General features: G+C 70.0%; 27 protein-coding genes. 8 read left to right on the forward strand and 19 right to left on the reverse strand.

Annotated features, from left to right (window positions below; all coding sequences use genetic code 11):
- Nucleotides 1-42 precede the first annotated feature (42 nt).
- Complete coding sequence (locus IW245_RS13995; protein ID WP_197003610.1) at nucleotides 43-945, forward strand: hypothetical protein; 903 nt, start codon at nucleotides 43-45, stop codon at nucleotides 943-945.
- Nucleotides 946-1,026: 81 nt separating this feature from the next.
- On the opposite strand, the gene IW245_RS14000 is transcribed toward IW245_RS13995, so the two are convergent.
- From IW245_RS14000 to IW245_RS14065, 14 genes are all read right to left on the reverse strand, one after another.
- Nucleotides 1,027-2,268 carry a glycosyltransferase gene (locus IW245_RS14000; protein ID WP_197003611.1) on the reverse strand — a complete coding sequence of 414 codons (1,242 nt, stop codon included), beginning with the start codon at nucleotides 2,266-2,268 and terminating at the stop codon, nucleotides 1,027-1,029.
- 83 nt (nucleotides 2,269-2,351) lie between these two features.
- The gene (locus IW245_RS14005; protein WP_197003612.1) at nucleotides 2,352-2,723 is read right to left on the reverse strand and encodes a VOC family protein; all 372 of its coding nucleotides are present in this window, start codon (nucleotides 2,721-2,723) and stop codon (nucleotides 2,352-2,354) included.
- Nucleotides 2,724-2,835: 112 nt separating this feature from the next.
- Nucleotides 2,836-3,408: a dihydrofolate reductase family protein gene (locus IW245_RS14010; protein ID WP_197003613.1), complete on the reverse strand. Its 573-nt coding sequence runs from the start codon at nucleotides 3,406-3,408 to the stop codon at nucleotides 2,836-2,838.
- 187 nt (nucleotides 3,409-3,595) lie between these two features.
- Complete coding sequence (locus IW245_RS14015; RefSeq protein WP_197003614.1) at nucleotides 3,596-4,102, reverse strand: hypothetical protein; 507 nt, start codon at nucleotides 4,100-4,102, stop codon at nucleotides 3,596-3,598.
- A 413-nt stretch (nucleotides 4,103-4,515) separates the two neighbouring features.
- A complete protein-coding gene (locus IW245_RS14020) occupies nucleotides 4,516-5,952 on the reverse strand; it encodes an NB-ARC domain-containing protein (protein WP_197003615.1) in 1,437 nt (478 codons plus the stop codon).
- A gap of 65 nt (nucleotides 5,953-6,017) precedes the next feature.
- The gene (locus IW245_RS14025) at nucleotides 6,018-6,536 is read right to left on the reverse strand and encodes a flavin reductase family protein (RefSeq protein ID WP_197003616.1); all 519 of its coding nucleotides are present in this window, start codon (nucleotides 6,534-6,536) and stop codon (nucleotides 6,018-6,020) included.
- Nucleotides 6,537-6,594: 58 nt separating this feature from the next.
- Entirely contained in the window at nucleotides 6,595-7,950 is a 1,356-nt protein-coding gene (locus IW245_RS14030) for an FAD-binding oxidoreductase (protein WP_197003617.1), read from the reverse strand.
- Nucleotides 7,947-8,297 carry an avidin-fold protein gene (locus tag IW245_RS14035; protein WP_197003618.1) on the reverse strand — a complete coding sequence of 117 codons (351 nt, stop codon included), beginning with the start codon at nucleotides 8,295-8,297 and terminating at the stop codon, nucleotides 7,947-7,949. Before IW245_RS14035 ends, IW245_RS14030 begins: the two co-directional genes overlap by 4 nt.
- Nucleotides 8,294-9,595 (reverse strand): ATP-grasp domain-containing protein, encoded by a 1,302-nt coding sequence (locus IW245_RS14040; RefSeq protein WP_197003619.1) that lies wholly within the window; start codon nucleotides 9,593-9,595, stop codon nucleotides 8,294-8,296. Before IW245_RS14040 ends, IW245_RS14035 begins: the two co-directional genes overlap by 4 nt.
- Nucleotides 9,588-10,727, reverse strand: a complete 1,140-nt coding sequence (locus tag IW245_RS14045) for an NAD(P)/FAD-dependent oxidoreductase (RefSeq protein ID WP_197003620.1) — start codon at nucleotides 10,725-10,727, stop codon at nucleotides 9,588-9,590. The genes IW245_RS14040 and IW245_RS14045 overlap by 8 nt, the downstream gene beginning before the upstream one ends.
- Nucleotides 10,724-12,256, reverse strand: a complete 1,533-nt coding sequence (locus IW245_RS14050) for a class I tRNA ligase family protein (RefSeq protein WP_197003621.1) — start codon at nucleotides 12,254-12,256, stop codon at nucleotides 10,724-10,726. Before IW245_RS14050 ends, IW245_RS14045 begins: the two co-directional genes overlap by 4 nt.
- Complete coding sequence (locus tag IW245_RS14055; RefSeq protein ID WP_231398798.1) at nucleotides 12,253-13,611, reverse strand: SidA/IucD/PvdA family monooxygenase; 1,359 nt, start codon at nucleotides 13,609-13,611, stop codon at nucleotides 12,253-12,255. The genes IW245_RS14050 and IW245_RS14055 overlap by 4 nt, the downstream gene beginning before the upstream one ends.
- 96 nt (nucleotides 13,612-13,707) lie before the next feature.
- A complete protein-coding gene (locus IW245_RS14060; protein WP_197003623.1) occupies nucleotides 13,708-15,345 on the reverse strand; it encodes a peptide ABC transporter substrate-binding protein in 1,638 nt (545 codons plus the stop codon).
- Between the two features lie 42 nt (nucleotides 15,346-15,387).
- Nucleotides 15,388-16,602, reverse strand: coding sequence for an acyl-CoA dehydrogenase family protein (locus IW245_RS14065; protein ID WP_197003624.1), 1,215 nt, complete (start codon nucleotides 16,600-16,602; stop codon nucleotides 15,388-15,390).
- 364 nt (nucleotides 16,603-16,966) lie between these two features.
- Here IW245_RS14065 and IW245_RS14070 point away from each other — a divergent pair, with 364 nt between their 5' ends.
- Genes IW245_RS14070 through IW245_RS14080 form a run of 4 tightly spaced genes read left to right on the forward strand, consistent with a single transcriptional unit; the run spans nucleotide 16,967 to nucleotide 19,927 of the window.
- Nucleotides 16,967-18,241, forward strand: a complete 1,275-nt coding sequence (locus IW245_RS14070; RefSeq protein ID WP_197003625.1) for an MFS transporter — start codon at nucleotides 16,967-16,969, stop codon at nucleotides 18,239-18,241.
- Complete coding sequence (locus IW245_RS41625) at nucleotides 18,238-18,366, forward strand: hypothetical protein (protein WP_267920059.1); 129 nt, start codon at nucleotides 18,238-18,240, stop codon at nucleotides 18,364-18,366. The genes IW245_RS14070 and IW245_RS41625 overlap by 4 nt, the downstream gene beginning before the upstream one ends.
- A gap of 5 nt (nucleotides 18,367-18,371) precedes the next feature.
- Complete coding sequence (locus IW245_RS14075; protein WP_197008495.1) at nucleotides 18,372-18,743, forward strand: cupin domain-containing protein; 372 nt, start codon at nucleotides 18,372-18,374, stop codon at nucleotides 18,741-18,743.
- Entirely contained in the window at nucleotides 18,740-19,927 is a 1,188-nt protein-coding gene (locus tag IW245_RS14080; RefSeq protein WP_233473006.1) for a GNAT family N-acetyltransferase, read from the forward strand. The genes IW245_RS14075 and IW245_RS14080 overlap by 4 nt, the downstream gene beginning before the upstream one ends.
- 301 nt (nucleotides 19,928-20,228) lie before the next feature.
- Here the strand turns inward: IW245_RS14080 and IW245_RS14085 are convergent, their stop codons facing one another.
- The 4 genes from IW245_RS14085 to IW245_RS42685 all read right to left on the reverse strand — a co-directional run bounded on the left by IW245_RS14085 (nucleotide 20,229) and on the right by IW245_RS42685 (nucleotide 22,552).
- A complete protein-coding gene (locus tag IW245_RS14085) occupies nucleotides 20,229-20,771 on the reverse strand; it encodes a GNAT family N-acetyltransferase (protein ID WP_197003626.1) in 543 nt (180 codons plus the stop codon).
- Entirely contained in the window at nucleotides 20,768-21,565 is a 798-nt protein-coding gene (locus IW245_RS14090; protein WP_197003627.1) for a hypothetical protein, read from the reverse strand. Before IW245_RS14090 ends, IW245_RS14085 begins: the two co-directional genes overlap by 4 nt.
- 263 nt (nucleotides 21,566-21,828) lie before the next feature.
- Nucleotides 21,829-22,245 carry a DNA-processing protein DprA gene (locus IW245_RS14095; RefSeq protein ID WP_197008497.1) on the reverse strand — a complete coding sequence of 139 codons (417 nt, stop codon included), beginning with the start codon at nucleotides 22,243-22,245 and terminating at the stop codon, nucleotides 21,829-21,831.
- Nucleotides 22,241-22,552 (reverse strand): DNA-processing protein DprA, encoded by a 312-nt coding sequence (locus IW245_RS42685; RefSeq protein ID WP_372445146.1) that lies wholly within the window; start codon nucleotides 22,550-22,552, stop codon nucleotides 22,241-22,243. The genes IW245_RS14095 and IW245_RS42685 overlap by 5 nt, the downstream gene beginning before the upstream one ends.
- On the opposite strand from IW245_RS42685, the gene IW245_RS14105 reads away from it, so the two are divergent.
- The 3 genes from IW245_RS14105 (at nucleotide 22,543) to IW245_RS14115 (ending at nucleotide 24,882) form a co-directional block, all read left to right on the forward strand.
- Nucleotides 22,543-23,508: an ATP-binding cassette domain-containing protein gene (locus IW245_RS14105; protein WP_233473007.1), complete on the forward strand. Its 966-nt coding sequence runs from the start codon at nucleotides 22,543-22,545 to the stop codon at nucleotides 23,506-23,508. The genes IW245_RS42685 and IW245_RS14105 overlap by 10 nt on opposite strands.
- The gene (locus IW245_RS14110) at nucleotides 23,505-24,293 is read left to right on the forward strand and encodes an ABC transporter permease (protein WP_197003629.1); all 789 of its coding nucleotides are present in this window, start codon (nucleotides 23,505-23,507) and stop codon (nucleotides 24,291-24,293) included. The genes IW245_RS14105 and IW245_RS14110 overlap by 4 nt, the downstream gene beginning before the upstream one ends.
- Nucleotides 24,294-24,483: 190 nt before the next feature.
- Nucleotides 24,484-24,882, forward strand: a complete 399-nt coding sequence (locus IW245_RS14115; protein WP_197003630.1) for a P-loop NTPase family protein — start codon at nucleotides 24,484-24,486, stop codon at nucleotides 24,880-24,882.
- A 287-nt stretch (nucleotides 24,883-25,169) separates the two neighbouring features.
- Here the strand turns inward: IW245_RS14115 and IW245_RS14120 are convergent, their stop codons facing one another.
- Nucleotides 25,170-25,658, reverse strand: coding sequence for an NUDIX domain-containing protein (locus IW245_RS14120; RefSeq protein ID WP_197003631.1), 489 nt, complete (start codon nucleotides 25,656-25,658; stop codon nucleotides 25,170-25,172).
- Between the last annotated feature and the right edge of the window lie 28 nt (nucleotides 25,659-25,686).

Raw genomic sequence — 25,686 nt, forward strand, 5'->3', positions numbered from 1 at the left:
AACGGTACTCGATCTTGAAGCCGCTCTGTAACCTCCGGAACCATGACCCCGCGCCTCCTTGCCCGACTTCGGGCCGACCTCGTGCACGTCCACGACCTCACCGCCCCTCCCTTGCCCGGGACCCACCTCTCCGAGCCGGCAGCCACCTTCCCGGTCCCGTCGGGTGACCACCCGGAGGGCTGCGCGGCCTCCCCCGACCTCACCCGCGCGGTGTACTCGACCGCGGACGCCGTCGTGTGCCTCGCGAGCGACGGCCGGACCGTCTGGCGACACCCGGTGGAGCCCACCCCGGACAACAGCTACAGCATCCGGACGAGCTGCGCGTTCACCGCCGACGGCACCGTGGTGTGGGTCTGCCGCCCGCACCCGGCCGAGGACGTGTGGCTGGCCCTCGACGCCGCCTCCGGGACACCCCGTGGCCGGTTCGTCCTCGGGACGGCCGGGCACGGCGGCGAGCACCATGCGCACCCCGGCGGGACGGACATGCTGCTCGACGTCGGCGAAGGCCAGGACGGCACCGTCATCTTCCGCGGTCGCCTGACCGGATCCGCCGTCGAACTGCTCCCCTACCCCTGGGCGGACCGGGTGCTGATCGACCTGGCACCCGACGGTCGCTCCTTCCTGACCGTCGACCACGCCCAGGAGGACGTCGCACTGCACTCCTACCCGGACGGCGAGGTCCAATGGCGATGCGACGCGGCCGCCTTCGGGCCTGACCTGGAGGACGCCTACGTCGAATGGAACGGCGGCTACCTGGACACCGACACCGTCGTGGTCACGATCAGCCACGCGGACGGGTACCGCCACCACCGGGTGGCCGCCGGCACCGGGCTGGTGCTCGGCCCACTGGAGACGCCCTCACTCGACGAGTACGACCTCCGGCCGCTCGGGGACGGGTCCTGGCTGACCACCGACGGGGGCGGGCACCTGTGGCGACACTCCTGACGCCAGGTGCCGGGCGTGGCGGACCGCTGCCGCGCCCGGCGTAAGCCTCGTGCCGGGCGCCGCAGCCTCACGTCGCCCGCGTCAGGCGACCACGGACGGACTTCCCTGACGGACGGCGTCGAGCAGCAGTCTCGCCGCCACCATCGCCCCGTCGGTGCGGAACTCCGCGGCCACCGCGGTCGCCCGCGCGCGCGTCTCCGACGTCAGTGCCACGTCGAGCGCGGCCGACAGGGACTCGACCGTCGGGGTCGGACCGTCGTGTGCCGCGCCGACGCCCAGGTCGGCCACCCGGCCGGCGAAGTACGGCTGGTCGGCCCCCTGGGGCACAACCACCTGGGGCGCACCGGCCCACGTCGCCGTCGTCGTGGTGCCCGCGCCACCGTGGTGCACGACGGCGGCCACGTGCCGGAACAGCGCCTGGTGGTTGACCTCGCCGACGACGAAGCAGTCGTCCCCTCCGTCGGTCAGGGCCAGGTCGGCCCAACCGCGCGAGAGGAGCACGCGCCTGCCGTGCGCCCGGATCGCCTCGACGACCACGCGGGCGACCTCCTGGGGGTTCGGCATGGGAATGCTGCCGAAGCCGACGTACACCGGTGCTGTTCCGGCGTCCAGGAACGCGACCAACTCCGCCGGCAGGGGGCGCTCGTCCGGCAGCACCCACGCGCCGGTCTGCACCACGTCGAGGTCCGCCGGCCGCAGCCACGGGGCCAGGACCGGGTCCGCGGCCAGCCACGGCCGGTCGGTGAAGACGTGGTCGCGGACGTTGTCCACCGGCGGCAGGCCGACCTGTGCCCGGTGGGTGTTGATCGCCTCGCCGAACACCTCCTGCGCGTCCCGGGCGTCGCGGTCCCACAGCACCTGGTTGTCGGTCACGTCCGGCGGCAGCGGGCGGCCCGGTCGCGGCATCGGCGGGTGGTGCGGCGACGGCAGGCTGACCGGCTGGTAGCTGGCGTACACGTACGGGATGCCCAGCTTCTCGGCCGCCGCCCGCACGCCGGCCACGGCCGGCACGAGGCCCGTCGCCACCAGCACGTCGCAGTCGCCGGCCGCCGCGGTGACGTTGTCGTAGAACGCGGCCACCAGGTCGGCCGCGCGTCGGGGCAGGCCGCCCGGAGCCGGCGGCGTCTTCCCCGTCACCAGGTCGCGCACCGACTGGCCGGTCGGTACCATCGTCACGCCGACCCCGGCCAGCCGCTGGGCGAACTCCTCGTCCGGCGGGGCGCACACCCGCACCCGCGCGCCGAGTTCCCCCAGCCGCACCGCGAGTCCCACCAGCGGTTCGACGCCGCCGCGCGAATCGTAGGCCGCCAACAACACACGCATGTCGTACTTCCGTTTCCCTTGATGGTGAGATCCCAGGTCGCAGGCGCTGTGCCTGCCCGCGACCCGCGTGCGCCAGCCTGTGTTCAGGCGACCCACGGCGCCCATTCGACGAGCTGGACGACGATGCCGTTGGGGTCCGTGAGCTGGAACAGCACATCGCCCCACGGTTCCTGGCGCAGCGGCATCGTGATGGTGGCGCCCTCGGCGCGCAGCCGCTCGTGTTCGGCGGCGACGCCGGTGACGGTGAAGGCGAGGAGGAAGCCCGCCTGCTGGTGACGCGGCTCGGCGTCGCCACACCGCTGCAGCACGACATCGGCGGCCGCGTCATCCCGCTGCAGGGCGATGAACTCCTCGGTGACCAGCACCTCCCGGAAACCCAGGTGGGTGGTGAAGAACAGGCTCGAGGCGGCCGGGTCGTCCACCGTGACGGAGACCGCGGAGGCGGTGATGTTCACGCCTGGTCCTGGCCGGAGGTCGTCGTCCTCGGCGTTCCGGCAAGGTCGATCGCCGCCACCGCGGCCACCAGCACGTACCAGGCGAGGACCAGGTCCCCGAAGGGGGCGCCGGTCATGCCTGCTTCCTGCTGTAGGTCGCCACGGTGCCGGTGCTGAACGACCGGTTGTCGGTCAGTTCGAAGTGGTTCAGGTCGAACGGGCCGCTGAACATCGGGACGCCGGAGCCGATGACGATCGGGTACCGCTTGATGACCAGCTCGTCGATCTCCCCGGCCAGCTGGGCGGCCAGGTTCCCGCCGCCGCACAGGTAGATGCCCAGGCCGTCGCGGGCCTTGAGGTCGCGGACGAAGGCCACCGGGTCGCCGGAGACGATCTCCACCTCGGGGTCGGGCGAGGTCAGGGTGCGGGAGAACACGTACTGCCGCAGATGCGAGTACGGGCTGGTGACGCCCATCGACAGGGCCGGCTCGTAGCTGGCGCGACCCATCAGGATCGTGTCGAACCTCGCGTTGGGGGCGTCGGCCAGGCCCACGAGGCCACGGAACTGGGTCGGGACCGTCTCCGGGTACTCCGCCATCATCGCCGCGATGAGGTCACCCTCGAAGGGCAGGAAGTCGAATCCCCCGTCGGGTCCGGCGATGTACCCGTCGATGGTCGAGCCGACGTAGTAGGTGAGGGTGCGCATACGGGTCATCTCCTGTTCGTGATCTTGCCCGTCCAGCATCGGCGAGGCCGGGCGGAAGATCAACACCGGATCGGGTCGCGACCGATAACCCGGGAGTTATGAGAACTGGGGAGAGTCCCGGAATCGCGCGACATCGAGACCTTCGTCACCGTCGGCGGATGACCGGCTCCGGACGTGCCTGGCGACTTCAGCGGTTCACATTCAGGTACCCGATGAAGACCGCGCCCCACCAGGAGATCTGCGAAATCGCCGCGGTCAACCCGCCCCAGAGGAGCAGCCGCGTCGGTGGAGTCCCTTCGAGGGTCCTCATGTGCCCGTCCAGCGCCATCGCCTGCGCCCCGTTGAGGGTGAGCACGGCGACGAACGCGAGCTTCAGGATCGTGAGCCCCGACGTGAGGTCCGGCCCGAGCAGCGTGCCGCTGACGACCAGGCCGACCAGGCCGGACCAGACGAGCACGTGCAGCCGTGAGGTGTTGGCGAAGGCCTCGGCGAGGGTCGTGCGGCCCAGGGCCCACAGGGCGAAGAAGTAGTCCGCGACCAGGACCGCCCCGAAGCCCAGGACGAGGAAGCCAAGGTGGGCGAACAGGGCGATGTCGCGCAGTGCGGGGCTGGGGCGCACCAGGGTCGACAGCCAGATCCCGGTGCCGAGCAAGCCGGTCGCCGCAACGGCCGCGGCGATGTGGCGACGCGACACTCCTTGCCGTCCGATATTCGAATGGGCCGATCCGAGCCCGTCGCGCGGCGGGCCGCTGTCACCTGACATGATCTTGTCCTTCCCTGCACCGCTCGGCGCCGCGCTCTGGACAGCGACTATCCGGCGGATGACTCCCGCCGACAGCGCACTGGTGTTCCACTCAGTAGATTTCACGCCAGGTTTGATCGACACATTTCAATGCCAAGTCCCATCAAACTCGCCGTCACGCTCCGCAGGCCGGCACTGGCGGGCCTGCCGAAGCGATCGCCGAGGACGGTCGCCGAGCCGTCAACGCCCAGACGGAGTGCCTGCGCCACCCGGCAACCTGACGTTGTCACCGCACCGGTCTGCCGCGTAGGACAGGCACCGCACACGCACATCCACGGCACGTGTCGCCTCAGATCCCGCGAAGCCTAGGGCCGACAGTCGGCGGGCCGCGCACCGGCGGCGGCTGGCAGGTCACCCGTCACGAAACCAGCGATGTCGAGGGCGAACGCCCGCACGAGCCGCGAGAGGCCGAGTCCAGCCGGGCCATGATGCGCGTGGGTGAGCATGCCGGCGTCGATGAGTTCGTCGACCAACTCGTCCTCCTCGGACGGCAGCGGGCTCACATCGTCGGCGGCGGTCCGCGCCAACCAGTGCAGCAGTATCTGCGCCGGCCGGCTCAGCGTCAGGTAGGCCGACCGGAGAGACTCCCGCAACGACAGGTCGCCGATGCACAGCCAGCTCAGGACGCTCTTGTTGTTCTGGTGCCAGCCGTCGAGGATCTGCCTGAGGACCGCGTGCGGGCGCAGGGCGATCCTGCGCAGCGCGATGTCCAGGGCGAGGGGCAGGTCACCGCAGAACTCGGCGAGCCAGTCGAGGTCATCGGGCGCGGCCATGACTCCGGGCGGCAACGCCGTGATGATCATGGCGATTGAGTCGGCGCGCGACAGCTTCGTGAGTTGCAGCCGGCGGACGTCGCGCAGGCCCAGCAACCGCTTGCGGCTCACCAGGATTGTGGTACTGGTGTCTGAGTCCACCAGCAACGGTCGCGCCTGCCCTTCATCCCAGACGTTGTCCAGCAGCACCAACAGACGGCGTTCGGCCAACAGTGTGCGGTACAGGCCCACGCGGTGGTCGAGGGTGACCGACAGCTGGTCGGCCGGGATACCGAGTGCGCGCAGGAACCCGTCGAGGATGTCGTAGGGGCTGGGCGCGCCCCCGGCGTGGTGCGTGCCGAGGTCGGCATAGAGTTGCCCATCGGTCATCTCCGCCGCCCGGGTATAGGCGTGGTGCAGGGCCAGGCCAGTCTTGCCGACACCCGCCGCACCGCTGATGACGATCGGGGTGTCGCCTGAGTCCCGCAACCACGCCAGCTCCGCCGCCCGCCCGATGAACCCACGCGGCCGTTGCGGTAGTTGCATCGGATACGGCAGCCCATCGGCCCGTCGACCGGAAGGCCGCCCCCGCGCGGTGAACCGCACGTCTCCGCCGGTGGCGGCGAGCCAGCGTTGCCGCCAGACCTCCTCGTCGCCACCGCAGGCGGCGACGAAGGCGAGCGTCACCGACAGTGACGGCATCCGGTTGCCGCTCGCGGCGCTGGAGAGCACGGACGGCGAGAAATACGTGGATTGGGCCATCTCGCGGTATGTCGGATTGCCCCCCAGCGCGCGCAGCTGCCGCAGCTCGCCGGCGAACTGAGCGACTCGCCCCGCAGCCTTGTTGACAGGCTTTTCTGGTCTGCCCATGATGAATCCTTCCGCACAGTTATTCCACGTGGGCCGGAATCTCATGCCCCGTGTGGAAACGTCCGCCTTGATTACCATCGGCAGGGGCCCGCCAACATCACCGTCCTTTGTGGTCTGCAATCGAAGGATTGCGCCTGGGCGTACCGGGCTTCGCCTTCACGCGCGCCGTAGCACTCGACCCGAGGTCAAAGGGCCTCGCCCCAGTGTCCGGCCCCGGACACGTCGACGATCGCGGCATAGGGGTCCGCGATCGTGTGATAGCGGCCGTGCACGAACACCAGAGCCGGCGACCGGCCGTCGTGCCCGGCGGCCAGGACGTGCCCGATCACCAGCGTGTGGTCACCGAGGTCGAACCGGTCCCGCAGGCCGCACTCCAGCCAACTCGCCCCGGCGAGGACGAGCGCGCCGGACCGGTCGCCGGGGCGCGCCGGGAGTTCGGCGACATGCGCGGCGCGCGCGGCGCGTGGTCCGGCCAGCCGGCGGGCGGTCTCCCGCGCGCCGGCCGGCAGGATCGATACCGCCCAGTGTCCGCTCACCAGCAGATCGTCGAGGAACACCGAGTCCCGCCGGAAGGACAGGCACACCAACGGCGGGTCGAGGGAGATCGACCCCAACGAGTTGACGGTGACCGCGTCATGGCGGCGGCCGTCGGGGGTGTCGCGGTAGGTGCTGGCGACGCACACCCCGGTAGCGAAGGTACGCATGACGCCGCGCAGGTCAGGGGGCACTCCGGAAACTCCTCTGAACGGACCGCCGCAACGGTCACACGGCTTGCGGAAAGGTGAAGAACCGGTCGGGGTCATACCGGCGTTTGACCTCGGCGAGCCGGTCGGCGTTGGACCCGTAGTAGGCCCGCCGCCAGTCCTCGAGGTCGGGATCGGCGAAGTTGACGTAGGACGCGTCGGGCGCGAACTCGCCCGACGCCGCGTACAGGGCGTGGAGCCAGTCCAGGTTGGAGCGGACGACCTCTCTCGAGTCGGCCCGCGTCCAGGAGGTGTCCATGCTGAGCAGGAACCGGGTGTCGCGATGCGGAAACGCCGTGTCCGCGGCAGGAACCCGGCTGATCGCCCCGCCCCACGCGAACAGCGCGGCCCCTGCCCCGCCGGAGACCCCACCGCCGGGCCATCGGTCGACGCCCCGGACGAGCGCGGCCAGCCCGGCGTGGTCGATCTCGTACGGCGTGCACCGGGTCCGCGCCGCGAAGGCGCCATCGGCGTCGCGGTGGCGCAGCAATGTCGCGGCGTCCCAGAAGTTCCGGTCCTCGATGTCGACCCGGTAGGGCCGGGCGACGGCCTGGGCCGGCGCCATCAGCTCGCGCAGCTCCGCCGCCGGGCCGAGGTGGTAGCCGACCACGGACACGACGCCCTCGTCACCGGCCGACCGGGCGATGCCGATGCGGGCGGAGAACGCGTCCGGGGCCGTCCGCATGACCTCCTGCATCACGGCGAGTACCTCGACCGCGTGCGGCCACGACCACATCACCAGGCACGTCGACCCGGCCTGGGCGGGTCGGGTCTGGAACGTGAAGCTCACGTTCACGCCGAAGTTGCCCCCGCCTCCGCCCCTGCAAGCCCAGAAGAGGTCCGGATGTTCCCGCGCCGAGGCCGTGACCCTGGTCCCGTTGGCCAGGACGACGTCGGTCGAGACCAGCGCGTCGCAGGTGAGGCCGTGCGCGCGGGAGATCGTGGTGACGCCGCCGCCAAGGGTCAGGCCGCCGATGCCGACGGTGTCGGAGTTGCCCAGCGGGAGGGTGACGCCGTGGGGCCGCAGCGCCGCGTAGATGGCCTTCATCGGAGTACCGCCGCCCACGGTCACCTGCCCGGTGTCCGGATCGAACCGGATGCCCGCGAGGTCGCGCACGTCCAGTACCAGCCCGGTGGACACGGAGTAGCCGGCGTAGCTGTGGCCCCCGCCGCGGACAGCCAGCGGCACCGACTCCGCGCGGGCCCATTCGACGGCCCTGGCGACGTCCCCCGCGTAGGCGGCCGAGAGGACAGCCGACGGGCGGATGGTGGCGAACCTCCGGTTCACCGGCGAGCCGGCTTCGTCGAAACCGCAGTCACCGGGGAGCCGGAGTTCGCCGTCCACGAGGTCGCGGAGCATCTGCCAACGGGTCACCGTGCCCCTCCCGCAGGTTCCGTGGCGGGGATCTCCTCCAGGTAGGACACGCCCGTGGCCGCGTGCTCGCCATAGCGTTCCCACACCTCACGCAGCACCAGGGTGTCGCCGACCCGCCGCGGCGTGTTGACGCTGTGCCCGGCGATCACCTCGCCGGTCTCCAGCACCATCGTGTACGCCAGCCGCAGCACCCCGCCCTCGTCGCAGGTACCGGTGATCGTGCCGCGCCGGACGTGCCCGCCCTCGAACACCGCCCAGACCAGGTCCCCGCGCTGGCTGTACCGCGCGCAGGTGCCGTCGCCGCCGCCCAGGGCCCGGAACCGCCGGCCGTCGTAGTCGATGCTCATGCGTCCACGTCCAGCAGTCCGGCGGGCATGGTGAGGCGGGTGCCGGCCGCTGGCGGGTCGACCGGTTCGGCGTCCAGCGCGACCAGTGCCGCCGTGTCGTCCAGCCGCCGCGCACAGGTGTGCGGATCCGGCGCCGAGCAGACCACGAACGAGTGCCGGGCGATGTAGCCGCCGGGCGGCAGGCGCAGTGTGGTGCCCGGGTCGACCATGCGGGAGGCGATCACCAGCCCCGCCGCTTCCTCGGGCACCGTGACCGAGTGCACGAGGCAGTCGTGGTCGGGGTAGCCGAACCGGATGCCGACGACACCGGCGCGGGAGTGCGTGAGATCGGGCCGACGACCGGTGGCGACGTCGAAGAGCACCCGGCCCGGTTCGACGCCGGTGGCCAGCTGGCCGAGGAACGGGATCAGGTCGCCGCCGAGGCGGCCGTTGACCTCGATGATCACCGGGCCGCGCGTGGTCAGTCGGACCTCGGTGTGGGTGATGCCGTTCTCGATGCCGAGGACGCGGTGCGCCGTGCCCAGCGCGTCCAGCAGCGCGTCGTCGCGCAGCAGCGGATCGGCGGAGTCGACCACGTGCCCCAACTCCTCGAAGTACGGTGGCAGGCCGGTGGTCTTCCGGGCGAGGAACATCGGCAGGTACTCGCCCTGGTGGACGGCGCCGTCGACGCTGATCTCCGGGCCGTCGGCGAAGCCTTCGACGATCGCGCCACCACGGTAGGGCTCGTCGCCGACCAGGCTGGCCTCGTGCGCGACCCGGAACGCGGACACCAGTTCCCGCTCGTCCGACGCGAGCGAGACACCCATGCTCGCGCCGAGCGCCCGCGGTTTGACGATCACGGGGTAGCCGATCCGAGCCGCGGCCGTGCGGGCCTGATCGAGATCGGCGGCCAGCTCGAACCCGGGCTGCGCCATGCCCGCCCCGGTCAGCCGGGTGCGGCAGCTGTACTTGTCCCGGCAGCCGTGCACCCCCGGCACGCTCAAGCCGGGTACGCCGAACTCGGCGGCGAGCTCGGCCGCGGGCATGACCAGCGGCTCGTCCCAGCACAGCAGCCCGGTGAAGGTGTAGCGGCCGGCCAGCTCGCGGGCGGTCTCGGCGAGCAGGCGGTGGTCGAACACGTTGACCACGGTGATGTCGTCGAAATACTCGTGCTGCCAGGTCGGCCGGAGATTGTTGACCAGCACCAGCCGCAGATCGGCCGCGCGGGCCCGTTCGGCGACGGCACGGACCAGGTACTCGCGATAGAGCTTGAGGCCGCTGCCGATGACGAGCAGCGCGCCCGGGGCGTTGTCAGTCATGAGGGAAGTCCTCCGTGGTGTCGAATGGGAGCTCATGGGTGGCGGCCTGGTCGGCAAGTGCGCGGACGACCTCGTTGACGGCCTGGGGCGCGGTGCGGAACCCGTCGCCGCCGCTGGCCGGACGGGCCCAGGCGGCGGACCCGACCCGGACGAAGCCGGTGCCGCCGCCGACGGCCGTGGCATAGTGGCAGTGCCGCACCTTGACGATCTGATATCTATCTATTTCAGACACTATGCCGGCCGAGAGCACTCCAGCGCCCCAGCCTGCGGCGTCGGCGGGATCGGACAACGTGGTCACCTCGCGCCGCGCCGCGTCAGTGCTGATCTTGAGCAGGGTTCCGGCCACCGAGGGCAGCAACCACGCCCGCCCGTCGGCGCCGATTCCGCCAGCGATCGGCTGCGCCGCCCACCAGTGGACCAACTCGGCCGGCGGTCGCAGATACACCATGGTCTGGCAGTGCAGGATCACCGGCAGATCCGTCAGGGCCGCCGACCAGGGCCCGGCCGCGACGAGCACGACGTCACCGGACTCGGCCGTGCCGTCGGCGAGCAGTACCCGGCCACTGTCCGTCCGCACGCCGACGACCTCCTGGCCGGGCCGCAGGTCCGCCAGCGGGTGGCGCCGCAGCCAGCGGGCCGCCGCATGCAGGATGCGGTCGGCCAGCAGGACCCCGGCATGGGGTTCGAGCACGACCGCGGCGTCGGCCGGCAACCCGATGTGCGGATAGTCGGCCGGGTCAGCGATCCGGATCGGCAGGGCGGCGGCCTCGGCGGTGGCTCTGGCCGAAGCCACCTCGTCAGAGGGCAGCGCCGTCAACACCCCGATGCGACGGTACAGACGGGTGCCCGACAGGTGCCCGCCGAGCAGTTGGTCCAGCTCACACCAGCGCCGGTGCAGCGGGACCGCCCGCCTCGTGACGACCGGATCACCGGCGGCGAGGACCCGCAGGGCACGGTGCTGGTCGAACGACGTCGAACCGGGATGGGGAATGGGACCCCGCTCCAGCAGCACGACGCGGTGCCCGGCCAGCACGCACCGGACCGCGGCGAGCAGCCCGGTGATGCCGGCGCCCACCACCACGACCCGCAGCGGGTCCCGACCTGTCTCCCCCGGTCGGTCGCCGTCGATCATCGCCCGGCCTCCGCCGCCACCAGACGCGGCAGCCGCACCGGGGTGACGGAGGCGGCGTCGGCGTTCACGTCGGGGACCTCCGCCGCCAGATCGATGAGGACCGGCGCGGCGGCCCGCAGGAGCGAGCGGACCTCGAAGCAGAAGTCCCCGGCGTCGGCGTCGGTCACCGGCCAGCGGTCGAGCCTGGCCAGCTGGTCGGTGATCGTCTCCGCCGCGCGGTTCAGGCTGAAACCGGTCACCTCGTAGCACGCCGCGAACCGCTCGGACATGCGCGCCGCGGCGCGGTGCGACCGCGCCGACACCGGCAACGGGCCGCGCCCGACCCAGCGGTTGGCCTGGTCGGCGACCCGGTTCCACGGCCCCACCAGACGCGACCGCGTGACCCGGGCCAGCGCGGCCCGGGTGAAGCTGGTCCGCTGGTGCTCCGGACTCGTCGCGGCAAGGTAGAACCGGATCAGGTCGCGCGGCACCTCGGCGGCGAGCTCCCGGCCCCCCACCACGTGCCCCCGGCTGGTCGAGAACTTCTCGTCGTCGAGCTCGTAGAACTCGTTGGTGAGGTAGCGGGTCGGCAGCTCGTAACGGCCGTCGAGGGCCAACAGCATCGCCGGGCCGGCGATCGCGAACGGGTAGATGTTGTCGAACCCGAGGAAGTACACGATCTCCGAGCCGCCGCCGGCCAGCCACAGCTCGTCCTCGCCGGCCGCCGTGACGCCCCGGCTCTCCGCCGCCAGCGCCGAGCAGTGCATGCTCCACGCCATCGACTCGGCATTGGGGTTGACGACCTGGCCGGCGACCTCGGCGAACGGCACCTGGATGCCCCACGGGATCGGATAGGTCACCGGGAAGTCCGACAGCGGTCGAGACAGCATCCGCGCCAGCGCCTGGACCATGTGTGGTCGCATGCCGTCCGCGTGAGCGTCGAAGTGCGCGCGCAGCCGGTCGCGGTAGGGCTCGACCGGAAACACGAGCACGTCGGCCTCCCGCAGCGTCACCGGGTCGCCCGGATCCAGCGTCGACCGGACTCCGAGCAGCTCGCCCGCCGCCACCAGGTGCCCGCAGCTCTCGCACAACCCCGCGCACCCCTCGGCCAGGCACTCCGGGCAGCCGCCGGAGGCGAAGCCGTCGACGAGAAACCGGCCCGACCGCTCGGAGTACGGGAACTTCATGGTTGCCAACCGCAGCCGTCCCGCCGCGTACAGCCGACCGATGAAGTCGACGACCCACCGGGTGAACCGGTCGTCGTCGCGGGTGAAGCCGTCGATGGCGATCCCCATGGCCCGCAACGTCGACTCGATCTGCGCCGCCGAGCTGGCCACCAGTTCGGCCGGCTGGACGCCGCGCCTGTGCGCGGTGGTCGACACGAACGTCGAGGTGTCCTGGAACCCGGTACCCAGCAACACCTCCCGGCCCTGCGTCCGCGCGTAACGGGCGTGCACGTCGGCTGCCAGGAAGGGGCCGGCGATATGCCCGAGGTGCAGATCCCCGTTCGCCGTCGGCGCCGGTGACAGGATCACCGTCCGGGCGCTCATCGGGTACCCGCCCCGCGTCGGGCGACGGACCTCGCCGACAACTGGCCGGCCCACCGGACCCGGTCGCCCGCACCGTGACCGTGGCCTGCGCCCGGGTCGGCGGCGCGGCGATCGAGGATGTCGCCGGCGATATCAGCCGAGCGCTGCGCGAGCACGCTGATCAGCGAGTCGGAGATGCCGTGGGTGGCCTCGTTGACGCCCTGCAGGTACAGCGAGCCCTTCGCGTCCGCCCCCAGATCGACGCGGTAGTGCCGATTGACCGTGATGTTCTGCAGCTCGATGCTGTCGGCCAACTGGCGCACCATCGTCGGCATCCGCGGGTCGTAGCCGGTACCCAGGAACACCACGTCGCACCGCACCTGGTCGACGCTGTCGCTCCTGTGGTCGCGGACCTCGAGCACGACCTCCTCGCCACCGGGCACGGGCTCGACCCGGGCACCGACGACCTCGGTGAGTCCACGGATGGTCGAGACCGGCTGGCCGAGCAGCTTCTGCCGGTAGATCATCGTGTACAGCTCGTCGAGGAACGGCTCGGCGAGGCCGGCGTAGTTCGTCAGGTGCATCTCGTCGAGCACCTTCGCCCGAACCTTCTCCGGCATCGCGAAGAAGTCATCCACGAAGGAGGGGTAGAACACCTCGTTGACGAACTTGCTCGTCTGGTAGTTCTTCAGGGCGATCGAGCGCAGCAGCATCGTCGGGGACGAGCCGGGCGCGTCCTCGTGCAGCGCCATGAACATCTCGGCAGCGCTCTGGGCGCCGCCGATGACCACGGGCCGCAGGGGCCGCCCCGGGCGAGCCAGGCCCACGGTGCCGGCGACCCGGCCGCCGTACTCGGTGCTGTGCACGACACGGTCCGCCGGCAGGCCACGGAACACCTCGGGCACGAACGCGTCCCGGCCGGCGCCGAAGACCAGGTCGCGGCAGAGCACCGTGTCGCCGCCGGACAACGACACCACGAAGCCGAGTATCGTGCCGTCCTCGGCACGGACGGACAGGACGCGCTCGGCGCGGACGCCGTAGCGCACCTTGACGTTGTCCAGCGTGTCGGCCACCCACTGCTGGTACGTCGACAGCTGCCAGCGGAACGGGTGGAACGTGCCGAGGTTGACGAACTCGTCGAGTTCACCGCGCTCGTGCAGGAAGTTCAGGAACGAGAACCGGCTGCGCGGGTTGCGCAGGGTCACCAGGTCCTTCAGGTAGGACACCTGACTGCGGGTCCAGGACAGCAGGAGGTTCCGCTGCCACTTCACGTCCTCGTACTGCTCAATGATCATCGAATTGGCGGCGACTTCGGGCGAGCCGCACTCCTCCAGGGCCACGGCCAGCGCAAGGTTCGACGGACCTGCGCCGATCATCAGGACATCAACATCGTGAACGGACACGTGCGTACCTCTCTCTCGAAAGGTGTGGCGCGCCAGCGGTGACGCGCCACACGACGGCCGGGCTACGGGTCACTTGCTGACGGTCACGCTGTAGAAATCGAGCTCGCGGAACAGGGTCGGGTGGACGTCGTGCAGGCGCGAGGACCAGGCGGCGGTGGCGGACTGGTACCAGATCGGGATGGTCTGCATGTCCTGCAGCACCACCCGCTCCGCCTCCTGATAGAGCGAGTTGGCCTGCTCCCGCGACGGCGCCGCGTCCGCCCTGGTCAGCAGGTCGTCGACCCGCTGATTGGAGTACTGGCCGACATTGGACGCGCCGTTCGTGCGGAACAGGGGGTTGAGGAAGTTCTCGACGGACGGGAAGCCCGCGACCCAGGCGGTGCGGTAGGCCGCGGTGATGGACCTGTTGTTCAGGGCCGTGCGGAACTCGCCCAGGGTGGTCTGCGGCTGGAACACGCACGGGTGCGCCAGCGTCCGCTCGATGGACTGGCAGACCACCTCCACCCACTCCCGGTTGCCGGAGTCCACATTCGACGTCAGGGTGATCGGACCCGCGAAGCCCACGGCGTCGAACAGCTGCTTGGCCTTCTGCGGTTGGTAGGTGCACAGTTCGCCGCACTGGTTGGGGACGTAGCCCTGCACGTTGGGCGGCACCAGGCCGTCGGCGGGCACGCGCCCACCGTTGAAGATCTGCTGGATCAGGGCCGGCCGGTCGATGGCCATCGAGATCGCCTGGCGCAGCTGCCTGCTCGCGTACCGGCTGTCGAACATCGGAAACGCGATCGACTGGTACCCGAGGTACTTGTAGCTGGTGCGCCGCGACGGGGGCAGGTCCTTGTCGATCTGGTTGCCCTGGGTCGCGCGCCACGGGGTGAACGACAGGAAGTCGAGCTTGTCGGCCAGGACGTCGGCGTACGCCTGGTCCAGGTCGGCGTAGAAGCGGTAGTCGATGCCGCCGATCTGCGGCTTCCGCTCGCCGCTGAACCCGTCGAACCGTTTCACGAGGAGGTTCTTGCCCTTGGCGTAGGACACGAACTCGAACGGCCCGTTGCCCACCGGATGCGCCTCGAAAGCTTTGCGGTCGGCGAAGAAGCTCGGCGGCATCGGGTAGAACGCCGCGTAGCCGAGTCGGAGGTAGAACTGCGAGAACGGCGCGTCCAGCGTCACGGTGAACGTATGATCATCGACGATCTTCAGTCCAGACAGTTCCTTCGCCGGGGGCAGGGTACCCGGCTGCTTGCCGTCCGGGGTCGCGTTGTTGACCTGGTCGAAGCCTTGGATGTGCGCCATGTAACTGGCGCTCTTCATCAGGTTGGGCGAGTACGCGGTGTAGTTCCACGCGTCGACGAAACTCTTCGCGGTCACCGAGTCACCGCCCTGGAACTTCCAGTTCGGCTTGATCTTGATGGTCCAGACCTTGGAGTCCGAGGTCGTGATCGATTCGGCGACCGCGTTGCGCGGGGCGGCGGTCGTGGCGTCGAACTCGAGCAGCCCGCGGAACAGCGCGCCCAGAATGCTGATGCCGCCGACCTCGGTGGTGTTGCCCGGCACGAGAGCGTTGGCCGGTTCGGTCTCGCTGTAGGTGATGATCGCGCCGCTGTTGGCGACGGGCTTGGGTGGTGCGGTGGAAACGTCGCCACCGGTGCATGCGCCGAGCAGCAGACTCAGCACGGTGGCCGCGCACACGGCGACCGGGAACTTTCGCATGGCTCCTTCTTTCATTACGGGAGGCGGATCCTCGGTGGTGGATCAGCGTTGGAGCGGCGTGATGCCAAGCGCCAACGGGAACGAGGGCCGGGCGCCGAGCAGATAGGCGCCGGCGGTCTGCAGGATGCGGTCCTGCGCCACGACGTGCTGGCACATGGTCGTGGTGTCGCGCAGCCAGCGGTCGAGCGGCGACGGCCGGTAGATCGCGGAGGTCTGCGACAGGTCGTACAGGCGGCTCACGACCGAACGGGCGGTGCGGAACGCGTGCCGCCGCGATAGTGGCAGCCCGGCCCGCTCCAGCGGGGTCAGATCGTCGAGCGATCCGCCGGCCGCCAGGACCTCATGCTGCCGGCGCAGCGCGCCGTAGACCCCGTGCCGGGTGGCGGCGAAGTCGGACTCGCAGTCGGCCAGGGTGACCTGTGTGCGGTAGTCGTCCGATCGGCCGACCGCGACGGACGCCTCCCTCGCGTGGTCGAGTGCGGCGCGGGCGACCCCGAGCGCGACGCCCGGCATGTTCCGCATGTGCACCTCGGGGTGGGCCAGCACGCCCGTGCCGCGGAAGACGTCGGCGAAGGTGAACGTGTGCTCCGTCGGCACGAACACGTCGGTGATCGCGTAGTCGCAGCTGCCACTGCCGGCCAGACCGGTGGTGTGCCACGTGTCGAGCACCTCGACGTCCGACCTCGGCACCATGAGCAGGACCGAGCCGGGCGACACCCCGTCGGGGCCGGGCTCCGGCGTCGCGTCGCGGTAGCGGAACGCCCCGGAGACCACCCAGTCGGCATGCGTGACGCCGCTGCCGAACTGCCAACGGCCGGTGAGTCGGAAGCCGCCGGAAACCCGCTCCGCCCGGCCGCTGGGGAACAGCAGCCCGGCGGTCACCATGTCAAGGATCGGGAACATCCGCTCGGCGACGTCCTGGTCCAGGAAGGCCGCGTACAGGCCGGTGTCAGACCCGATCATCGCGCACCATCCCGCGGCAGGGTCGCCGTAGGAGAGGGCTTCGATCACCTCGGTCTGCTCGATCGAATTGAGTTCGGGGCCACCGCGATCGCGACTGAACCCCATCCGGAAGACGCCGGTGGAGCGCAGTGACTCCACCACGTCGGACGGCAGCCGCCGGGCCTGTTCGATCTCGACTGCGCGGTCCCGCAGCACTGGGGCGAGCTCCCGGGCACGGGCCAGGATCTCGGCAGCGTCCGCGGGCCCGGCCACCTTCTCACCACCATCCGCGCCGTCCAGGTCAACCGCTGTCATCAACCATCACTTCCTCACTGGCTTCGAACTGCCGGCAGCGGATCGGTTCCGGCCGCTGGGAAGTCACTCAAGCGGAGTGAGACATTGACAGACAGCATTGGATGCCGGAGACAATCAATGGGCCCAGAACACGGCCGAGGCGGGCGGCGGGCGCCGGCGGACAGGTGATTCCACGGACCGTCGACGTTGCGCGGCCTGATGCGGTCGCGCGCCCGATCACCCCACGACCTGCGCGCCGATCGAGGCCCGGAGCCCATACACATCGATGGTTATTGATTTGTGTGAGTGGTCAAACCTCCCGGTCAACTCCCCCAGCCGCTGCAATGGGACTTCTTCCGATGACGAACCCCATGGAGGCGCCGCCGTGACCGCGACCACCGACCAGCCCACGCACGTACTGGCCGTCCTGCGCCAGACCCCGACGCCGGTGCGCTATCTGCTCGGCGGGGTGCTGGTCAACCAGCTCGGAGCGTTCGTCCAGACGTTCATGGTGCTGTACCTGGTCTTCCGCGGCTTCTCCGCCGGACAGGCCGGTGTCGCGATCGCCGCCTACAGCACCGGATCCGTCCTGGGCATGCTCGCCGGCGGAGAGCTGGTCCACCGCATCGGGCCGCGCGCCACCATCATCGCCGCGATGCTCGGCTCCGCCGCGGTCCTCGCCGTCGTGCCACTGTTCAGCCGGCCCGACAGGTCCGGCCCGCTGATCGCCACGCTCTGGCTGGCCGGGCTCGCGACCCAGAGCCACCGGCCCGCGGCGGCAGTGCTGCTGAGCGACCTGATGCCGGACACCATCCGCGTCATGGGCTTCTCGATGATGCGTACCGCGCTGAACCTCGGCGCCGTGCTGAGCCCGCTGATCGCCGCCGGCCTGGTCCTCCTGGACTGGAACCTGCTGCTGTGGTTCGACGCCGCCACCGCGCTGAGCTACGCGGTCCTCGCGCGCTGGCTGCTGCCGGACGTGCGGGTCGAGCGCGCGACCCCCGACGCGACCGACCAGGCCAGGATCGGCACCCGCGCCGCGTACGCCGTCCTGTTGCGCGACGGGCGCTTCTGGCTCTTCCTCGCCTCGGTGCTGGCCGGCACGGTCATCTATGTCCAGTACACCATCACACTGCCGCTGAAGATCAGCTCCGAAGGCCAGTCGACCGGCCTCTACAGCGCGGTACTGGTCACCGCGTCAGCCCTCCTGATCCTGTGCGAACTCAAGATCACCACCTATGTCACCCGCTGGCCCGGCCACGTCGCGGCGACGGCGGGCACCGTGCTGATGGGGCTCGGCGTGGCGGGCTTCGGGGTCAGCGGCGGCTCGGCCGCGGCGCTCATCGCATACACGGTCGTGTTCGTGTTCGGCATCATGATCAACGGGCCGACCATGTTCGCGTACCCCACGACGTTCCCCGCACCCGTGCGGGCCCGCTACATCAGCGCGCATCAGGCCACGTTCGGCCTGGGCATGGCGGCGGGCCCGCTGTTCGGCGTCACCGCGTGGCTGGGCCTGGGCGACGGGGTCTGGTGGCTGTGCGGCGGACTCGGCCTGACGGCGGCGCTCTGCGCCCTGCTCGGCATGAGGCCCCCGCGCCAACCCGGCAGGCCCGGCACCCGGCGGGCGAGCGGACCTGACCGCCAGCTGGAGATGTGACCAGGCACGACGTCACCGTCCTGGCGATCCGACCGGGGTCGGCGAGGCCCGATCCGCTGATCAACGTTCCGGCCCACCGCTTCCAGAACCTGCGGAAGGCCACCGTAACCACCGTGGAGGTGTGAACGACATGTTCGAGATCCGCAACCTCGACCGAGACAACCTCACCAAGGCGCACGGCCTGGACTCCCAGCGCCTGCTGCCCTGGCCAGCGCTCAACGCCCCGTTCGAAGGTGCGTGGTGCGTCCTGCGCGCGGGCGACGAGTCCACGCCGCACTCCCACCACGACTACGAGATCTTCATCGCGATGACCGGCAGCGCGGCACTGGACGTCGACGGCGAGCGACGCGCGTTCGCCGCCGGCGACATCGTGCACCTGCCTCCGGGCTGCACGCACAAGGTCGTCAACGACACCCCGGGGGACTTCGAGTACTACGGAATCTGGTGGGACGCCGACATGTCCGCGACCTTCCTCGCCAGGCACGCGGAGCTGTCGACGTGAGCGGCATCCGCCAGGTCTTCGGCGACGAGCGGTTGCACACCGCCTTCACCCTCTATCCGTACGCCTTCAACGAGACACCGTCCGCCGGCTCGGCCCAAGAACTCCGCGACAGCCTGCCGTTCCATGAGGGCAACCACACCCTGATCGTCGAGGAAGGCGGCCGGACGGTCGCCACGGCGGCCGCGATCCCGGCGCACCAGAACCTGCGCGGGACCGTCATGCCCATGGCTGCCGTCGCCTGGGTCGCAACCCATCCCGCCGCCCGCAGGCAGGGCCACAGCCGCCGACTGATGCGTCAACTGCACAGCGACATGCTCGACAAGGGCCACTGGCTGGCGGCGCTCTACCCATTTCACCCGTCGTTCTACGAGAGGTTCGGCTACATCGGTCTGCCGCTCAACCGCACGGCGTCGTTCCCACCCGAGGGGTTGGCATCCCTGCTGGGAGTCACACTTCCCGGTGAGGTGGTCTGGCAGAACATCCACGACGGCTTCGACGTCTACCGGGCGTTTCACCGACGCCTGCTGTCGGAGCGGCACGGCTTCACCCTCACCCCCGACTACCGGGCCGTCCGGGCACGAGACTCCGCCGACCGCTGGATCGCCACCGCCACAGTCGACGGGGAGGTGATCGGCCTGCTCACATACCGCGTCGACGGGTACGGCGGGTGCCTGCGCGCCGACGAACTGCTGTACACCAACGCGCTCGGGCGGGCGCTGCTGCTCCAGTTCCTCGCCCAGCACGCGTACCAGGTCTCCCAGGTCGTGATCACCGTCGCGCCGGACGAGTTCCCCGAGACCTGGGCGACCTCCCTCACCGTCCGGACAGCCACCGAATCGGCCTTCCCCACGTCGCCGCCCCTGATGGGGCGACTCCTGTCGATCGACGCGCTCCGGGGCGCGCGCTGCGGCCCGGGACGGGTGGAGATCGAACTGGTCGAGGACGAACTGCTCGCCGGACGGTACCTGCTGGACGGCACCGGCGGGACGATAGCCGTCTCAACCACCCGAGGAGGCGCGGAGACAGCCACACTCACCGCCGCCGGGCTCTCCGGGCTGGCCTACGGCGTGCTGGACCCGATCGACGTGGTCGCCCGCGGCCTGGGGGAGATCTCCGCGGGTGCGGCGAGGGAGCTACGCGCACTCCTGCCTCCGCGCACGCCGCACGCGTTCGGCAAAGGCTAGCGGCGTCGAGCGGGCACGGGGGCGGTGCCGGTCAAGGGTGCCCGCCGACGAGCCGGAAGGTGGTGAGCATCCCGGCGGGTCCCCTCGATTGCGGCACCGGGACGGCAGGGCCCGGCGCCGGCATCAATAGGCGGCGTACGCGGGGCACCATCCGCACTGCGTTCCCGGGTGTGACCCCCGGTGTGGCGACCGGGGCGTGCCAGGCCCTGGTCGCCCGAGCTGTCCGGCTGGGCCCAGCCCATCGCGTCCCAGCTGGTCGGCCGACTCGCGCCGATCATCACCCCCGCGCCAACACCGGCCGCTAATGATCAAGGACCTTGTGCGCAGTTATGACCCGCCGATACTCGGGATGGGGCCTACTAAGTTCTTCGACGAATCCATATCGCCGCAGAAGTGCCAGGCTGCGGAGGTTGTCTTCGTGGACGATCGCGAAGACTCGCGCGTCCCGCGGTGGAACCCGCGCGGAGATGTCGGTCATGACTGCCGACATGAGCACGTCACTCGCCCGCTCTCCAGACTCAAACCGACGGCCCTGCCACGCTGCGGCAAGGGCGACCACCTCCAGCTTGGTGGCAGCGAAAGTCTCCCCACTGACGGCCTGCAAAATTGTGCGCTCGTGGGCGGCGACGCCGGCCAGCTCCCCGGACGGCGCATGCAGAGCGAGGAGCAGGCGAGGATCACCCTCAACCGCGTGGGGGTCGAAGGCCCAGTCGGCCAGGCCTAAGCGAATGAATTCCTGTACTTCGAGCTGCCATCCCACGGACGGCTCAGCACAGGTGAATTTGGAGAGAAGGACGTCGTCATCAGATTTGGCGGCTCGCAGGAGCCAGGACCGGTCAGTCATGCTTCGATGACCACCGGCACAACGACAGTCAAAGGCACCGGGCTGCCAGACAGCACCGCAGCATCGGCTTCAGTGATCACGCGCGCCCGCTGAGAGGCTCGACCAAACGGCGTGAACGGCTCAGGTGATGGGTCGGCCCCCAGCGAGATCCCCGGCACCGCGTTGACGAAAGCGCTAGCGTCGGCAAGGCGATCAGTGATCAGGATCAGCCAGGCACCCGGCTGATCACGATGAGCTGCCACAGCCATCCATCGAGGCACCGCCGTCGAAGGTCCGCCGAGCTGGCTGAGCACGACGTAGCCCTCGTGAACCTCAGTGACTTGGCCCGCGACAACGTCAGCTACCTTCACCAGCCCCGTCTCAGCCGCGCGCACATGCTCGGTGCGGCGGGCAACCGCCCTCAGAGCCAGGCCCAGCTCCTGCCCAGCTTCCCCTGACGGCAGCCGGCCTTCAAGCACGGCGTCAGCTGACTCAACCGGCACCGCCGCCAGTAACTCCTTGAGCCGGGCGAACTCCGGCCCAGCTTCCAGGGTCTCAGCGGCCTGGGCAACACGTCGAGCCGCATCCTCGCGACCATGCCGGGCGAGCAGTGCGGACTCGACGTTCAGCGAGCTGAAAAGACTCCGCTGCCCATCCAACCGCCCCCCAGCGCGAATCGACACCCGAACCCCAGCGCTCGCCCATCGATGCGATCGAAGGGTGCGGAACGGGGCCTCCGCCCCAGGCAACCCTCCAGGCTTGAACGCGCGCACGACCCGATCCCTACTCACCACGGGCCACGTCACGATCGTCATGCCTCAAGCCTAGCTCAGCAAAGACGTCGAATCAACGCCTCAGGCCATTAATGGTCGCCGCCACGCTTACTGAGCGTGACGATCCATCCGCCCAACAGTGGCGACAGGTGCCGGACAGGCAGCTTCGCCGGGCTGGCGAAGCCTCCCCGTCCAGCACCTCTCTCCGTCGCCCTATAGATCGATGCCGGGCAATTGAATTCAACGCAAACGCCGTTCCGTGTTTTCCTGCCACGGCCTGGAGACGGCCTAAAGGGGGTGAATCCTCAGTCGCTGACACCTGACAATTCGAGCGCCTTCACTGCCGAGCGGAGAGTCTGGACGCCATCTTCGATGTCGGAGTCGAAGACGATGATCGATAGAGTTGTGACTCCGGCCTGGGCATATGCCTTCATCCGCTCGGCGATCCGCTCCACAGGGCCCAGGAGCGAGGTGCGGTCGACGAACTCGTACGGGACGGCGGCCATCGCCTCGCAGTACCGCTTGATGGCGTTGCGGGCGAGAAACTGATCCCTCTTGATCGGCATGCCCGGCGGATACGTCGACAGGACCATCCCCGTCGCAACGATCTTGTCGCGCAACGCATGGTTCTCAGGTGGGTAGACGATGTCATGGCCACTGGCGATCACTGCCACCGTGCGATAACCGGCTTCAAGAGCCGCAGTGTGCGCGGCAGCGTCAATCTCGCGCCAGACCCGACACCACTGTCACGCCATTGTTGACCAAAGTCCGTGCGATGACTCCTGCCACATGAAGTCGGTCCGACTCAGCGTCGCGTGACCCGACAACAGCGATCGCCATAGCGTCCGGCTCTACCGCGCCCTGCGTAAACACGATCGGGGGCATCTGCTTGATGGACCGCAGGCGCGTGGGGTACTCCTCGTCGACCGGAAACGCGCCGACGTGTGCACGAACCTCCGACATCCTTACCGGGCAAAACGGTATGATTAGGTGTTGATCTTCGCGAGGAGGCTTCACTGGTGAACGCATCCGCAGAGGTCGCGATCCGGGTGTCGGGGCTGGCCAAGCGGTTCGGCCAGGTGGTGGCCCTCGACGGCGTCGACTTCGAAGTCGACGCCGGGACGATCTTCGCACTGCTCGGCCCGAACGGCGCCGGCAAGACCACCGCGATCCGGATCCTGGCGACGATCCTGCGCCCCGACGCCGGGCGCGCCGAGGTGCTCGGCCACGACGTGGTCGGCGATCCGCGGTCCGTGCGGTTCCAGATCGGCCTCGCCGGGCAGAACGCCGCCGTCGACCCCAACCTCACCGGCAGGGAGAATCTGCGGTTGATCGGCCGACTCGCCCAGCTCCCGGGCAGGGTGGCCTCGGCGCGCGCCGACGAGCTGCTCGACGTGTTCGACCTCGTGGGCGCCGCCGACCGCACCGTCAAAACGTACTCCGGCGGCATGCGGCGTCGGCTGGACGTCGCGGCGGCCCTCGTGCAACGGCCGCCCGTGCTGTTCCTCGACGAACCCACCACCGGGCTCGACATCCAGAGCCGCACCGACCTGTGGCAGGTGATCCGGGAACTCGTGGCCGACGGGGCGACGATCCTGCTCACCACCCAGTACCTCGAGGAGGCCGACCGGCTCGCCGACCGGATCGCGGTCGTGGACCTCGGTCGGGTGATCGCGAACGACACCCCGGCCGCCCTCAAGGCGCGGATGGGCGCCACCGTCGTGGAGTTCACCCTCTCCTCCGCCGAGGCCGCCACCCAGGCCAGGGCCCGGATCGCGGCGGCGGGCATCGACCACGTGGAACTCGAGGGTACGAGCCTGCGGGTCACCTCCGACGGCGCCCCCACCGTCATCATGGAGCTGCTCCGGGTCCTCGACGGCGACGGGATAAGGCCCACCGGTCTGACCGTCCGCGAACCCAGCCTCGATGACGTGTTCCTGTCCCTGACCGGCCGGCACGCCGTACCCGACGGAGGTGAGCCATGAACGCGCGGCGGCCCCACGGCGGGATCGTGCTCGGCGCGGTCCGCGACACACTCGCCATCACCGGGCGGAATCTGATCGCGTTCCGTCGGGTACCCCAGCTGATGGTGTTCACCTTCATCCAACCGGTGATCTTCGTACTGCTGTTCCGGTACGTGTTCGGCGGCGCGATCCGGGGCGCCGGCACGTCCTACGTGAACTACCTGATGCCCGGCATCTTCGTGCAGGTCGTCGTGTTCGGCTCGATGGCCACCGCCGTCGGCCTCGCCTCGGACATGCGCAGCGGACTCCTGGAACGGTTCCGCGCCCTGCCCATGGCGCGCTCCGCGGTGCTCGCCGGCCGGACCCTCGCCGACCTGACCCGCAACATGTTCGTCGTGGTACTCATCGCCGTCGTCGGGTTCCTGGTCGGCTTCCGGGTACACGGGACCGTCGGGCGATTCCTCGCCGGGATGGGGCTGGTGCTGCTGTTCGCGTACACCCTGTCGTGGGTCCTGGCCACGCTCGGCATGGCCGTGGGCGACCCCGAGAGCGCCCAGGCCGCGGCCTTCCCCATCATCGCGCCCCTCGTGTTCGCCTCCTCGATCTTCATCCCGGTGCACACCATGCCCGGCTGGCTGCAGCCGTTCGCCGAGCACCAGCCCGTGTCCGTGACCGCCTCGGCGGTGCGCGCGCTGATGGAGGGCGGCGCCGCGACCAGCTATGTCGTGCAGTCCGTCGCCTGGTGCCTGGGCATCCTGGCGATCTGCGCCCCGCTGGCCGTCTGGCGCTACCGCCGCACCGTGTGAGCCCGTCGCGGCGGTCGACACCCCGCTCGCCCTCAGTCCGACCAGTCACCACGCGCATCGGAACCGTCCAGCGAGGCAAGCCGAACGCCGGCCGCTCGGCATGGGACGGCACCGAACGGCTGCGGTCATCGGCGGTCCGACCCAAGGCGATGTGCCGGCCCGATCGCCGGTCACGGCGTAAATTGTGAGCGTGACCGCCCCCGAAACCCGACCTGCCTATCAGGCAATGTCCGTGTCCAGATTGAGCAAGTTCCTGAGTGATACGGATGAACCGACGCGGTGGCGACTCGTGGCGGAGTTCCTCAAGGAGTATCGCTGGGAGCCCCGGGAGACACGGCACGAACTTCTGGCCGACGAGCCGCCCGGTACAGGCGACGACCGCTGGGACGTGCTGCTCGCAGCCCTGGCCGAGCACCTGACGTCACGTGACGGTCGAAAGGCCCCGGCCTGGGCAGACCAAAGACACCTTCGGCGGTTCTGGTTTCCCTACAACACCCCTGCGGCCAGGGTAGACGCGTTCGTCCACGCCCCAGCGGCTTTCCGTAGCCGCGGAGTATTTCTCGCCGACCACGAGTTGGACGTCGCTTGAGCGGCGACACGCCATTGCTCGACCGCGCCGGAATCGAAGATGCTCCGCAGACTCGGCGATCGCCTCGCGCGCAGGGCCGCCGTCGCGGATCTTTGCGTGTTCGGTAGCGCTGATAACCAGACAGAGCCCCGAACGAGTTCGACCAAGTCGAAGGACCGGCCGGCGGGTGGCCGACCGCGACTCGCGCTACCACCCACCGCACCGTGTGAGCGGACCGGCGGCATGAGAGCCGCTGCGGGTGGCTCACCGGTGCGCCGAGGACAGCCACGGGTCGCGGACGCCGGGAACTACAGCGCCACGAACTCACCGGTGCGCTCGTACCCCTCCACCAGGCGCAACGACTTGTCCACCGAGGGCGAACGCGGCGTGGGCAGCCGCTCGGGGTCGAACCAGCCGGCGTCGGTGCTCTCGTCGGTTTGCGTCACCAGCTCGCCCGTCCACGCCGTGGCGAGGAAGACCGTGATGTGGAACTGGTACGTGTGGCCCCACTGGTTGGTCCCCGTGAAGTCGGCACCACTCAGGATCGCGATCGGCGTCAGCGCCGTCGGCGTCAGGCCGGTCTCCTCCCACACCTCGCGGACCGCGCACTCCCGCACCGAGTCGCCCAGCTCCATGCCCCCTGCCGGGACCGCCCACAGGCCGTTGTCGCTGCGCTTGATCAGCAGGATCCGCCCTCGGTCGTCGCGCAGCACACACCGCGCGCCGACCATGATCAGCACCTCCGCGTCGCCCGCCATCGCCCGCAGCCTGCCGTGATAGGACTCCGCCCAACTCATGTCGTCGAGCTTAGCCACGGTCGCGCCC

Source organism: Longispora fulva (assembly GCF_015751905.1).
Lineage (GTDB): Bacteria > Actinomycetota > Actinomycetes > Mycobacteriales > Micromonosporaceae > Longispora > Longispora fulva.

Coding starts and splice junctions, on each gene's coding strand:
- IW245_RS14060 (WP_197003623.1), bottom strand. CDS start 15,345: ATGCGAAAGTTCCCGGTCGCCGTGTGCGCGGCCACCGTGCTGAGTCTG.
- IW245_RS14025 (WP_197003616.1), bottom strand. CDS start 6,536: ATGCGTACCTTCGCTACCGGGGTGTGCGTCGCCAGCACCTACCGCGAC.
- IW245_RS14110 (WP_197003629.1), top strand. CDS start 23,505: ATGAACGCGCGGCGGCCCCACGGCGGGATCGTGCTCGGCGCGGTCCGC.
- IW245_RS14035 (WP_197003618.1), bottom strand. CDS start 8,297: ATGAGCATCGACTACGACGGCCGGCGGTTCCGGGCCCTGGGCGGCGGC.
- IW245_RS14055 (WP_231398798.1), bottom strand. CDS start 13,611: ATGATCGGCGCAGGTCCGTCGAACCTTGCGCTGGCCGTGGCCCTGGAG.
- IW245_RS42685 (WP_372445146.1), bottom strand. CDS start 22,552: ATGCGTTCACCAGTGAAGCCTCCTCGCGAAGATCAACACCTAATCATA.
- IW245_RS14050 (WP_197003621.1), bottom strand. CDS start 12,256: ATGAGCGCCCGGACGGTGATCCTGTCACCGGCGCCGACGGCGAACGGG.
- IW245_RS14090 (WP_197003627.1), bottom strand. CDS start 21,565: ATGACGATCGTGACGTGGCCCGTGGTGAGTAGGGATCGGGTCGTGCGC.
- IW245_RS14040 (WP_197003619.1), bottom strand. CDS start 9,595: ATGACTGACAACGCCCCGGGCGCGCTGCTCGTCATCGGCAGCGGCCTC.
- IW245_RS14065 (WP_197003624.1), bottom strand. CDS start 16,602: ATGACAGCGGTTGACCTGGACGGCGCGGATGGTGGTGAGAAGGTGGCC.
- IW245_RS14045 (WP_197003620.1), bottom strand. CDS start 10,727: ATGATCGACGGCGACCGACCGGGGGAGACAGGTCGGGACCCGCTGCGG.
- IW245_RS14075 (WP_197008495.1), top strand. CDS start 18,372: ATGTTCGAGATCCGCAACCTCGACCGAGACAACCTCACCAAGGCGCAC.
- IW245_RS14120 (WP_197003631.1), bottom strand. CDS start 25,658: ATGAGTTGGGCGGAGTCCTATCACGGCAGGCTGCGGGCGATGGCGGGC.
- IW245_RS13995 (WP_197003610.1), top strand. CDS start 43: ATGACCCCGCGCCTCCTTGCCCGACTTCGGGCCGACCTCGTGCACGTC.
- IW245_RS14010 (WP_197003613.1), bottom strand. CDS start 3,408: ATGCGCACCCTCACCTACTACGTCGGCTCGACCATCGACGGGTACATC.
- IW245_RS14085 (WP_197003626.1), bottom strand. CDS start 20,771: ATGACTGACCGGTCCTGGCTCCTGCGAGCCGCCAAATCTGATGACGAC.
- IW245_RS14000 (WP_197003611.1), bottom strand. CDS start 2,268: ATGCGTGTGTTGTTGGCGGCCTACGATTCGCGCGGCGGCGTCGAACCG.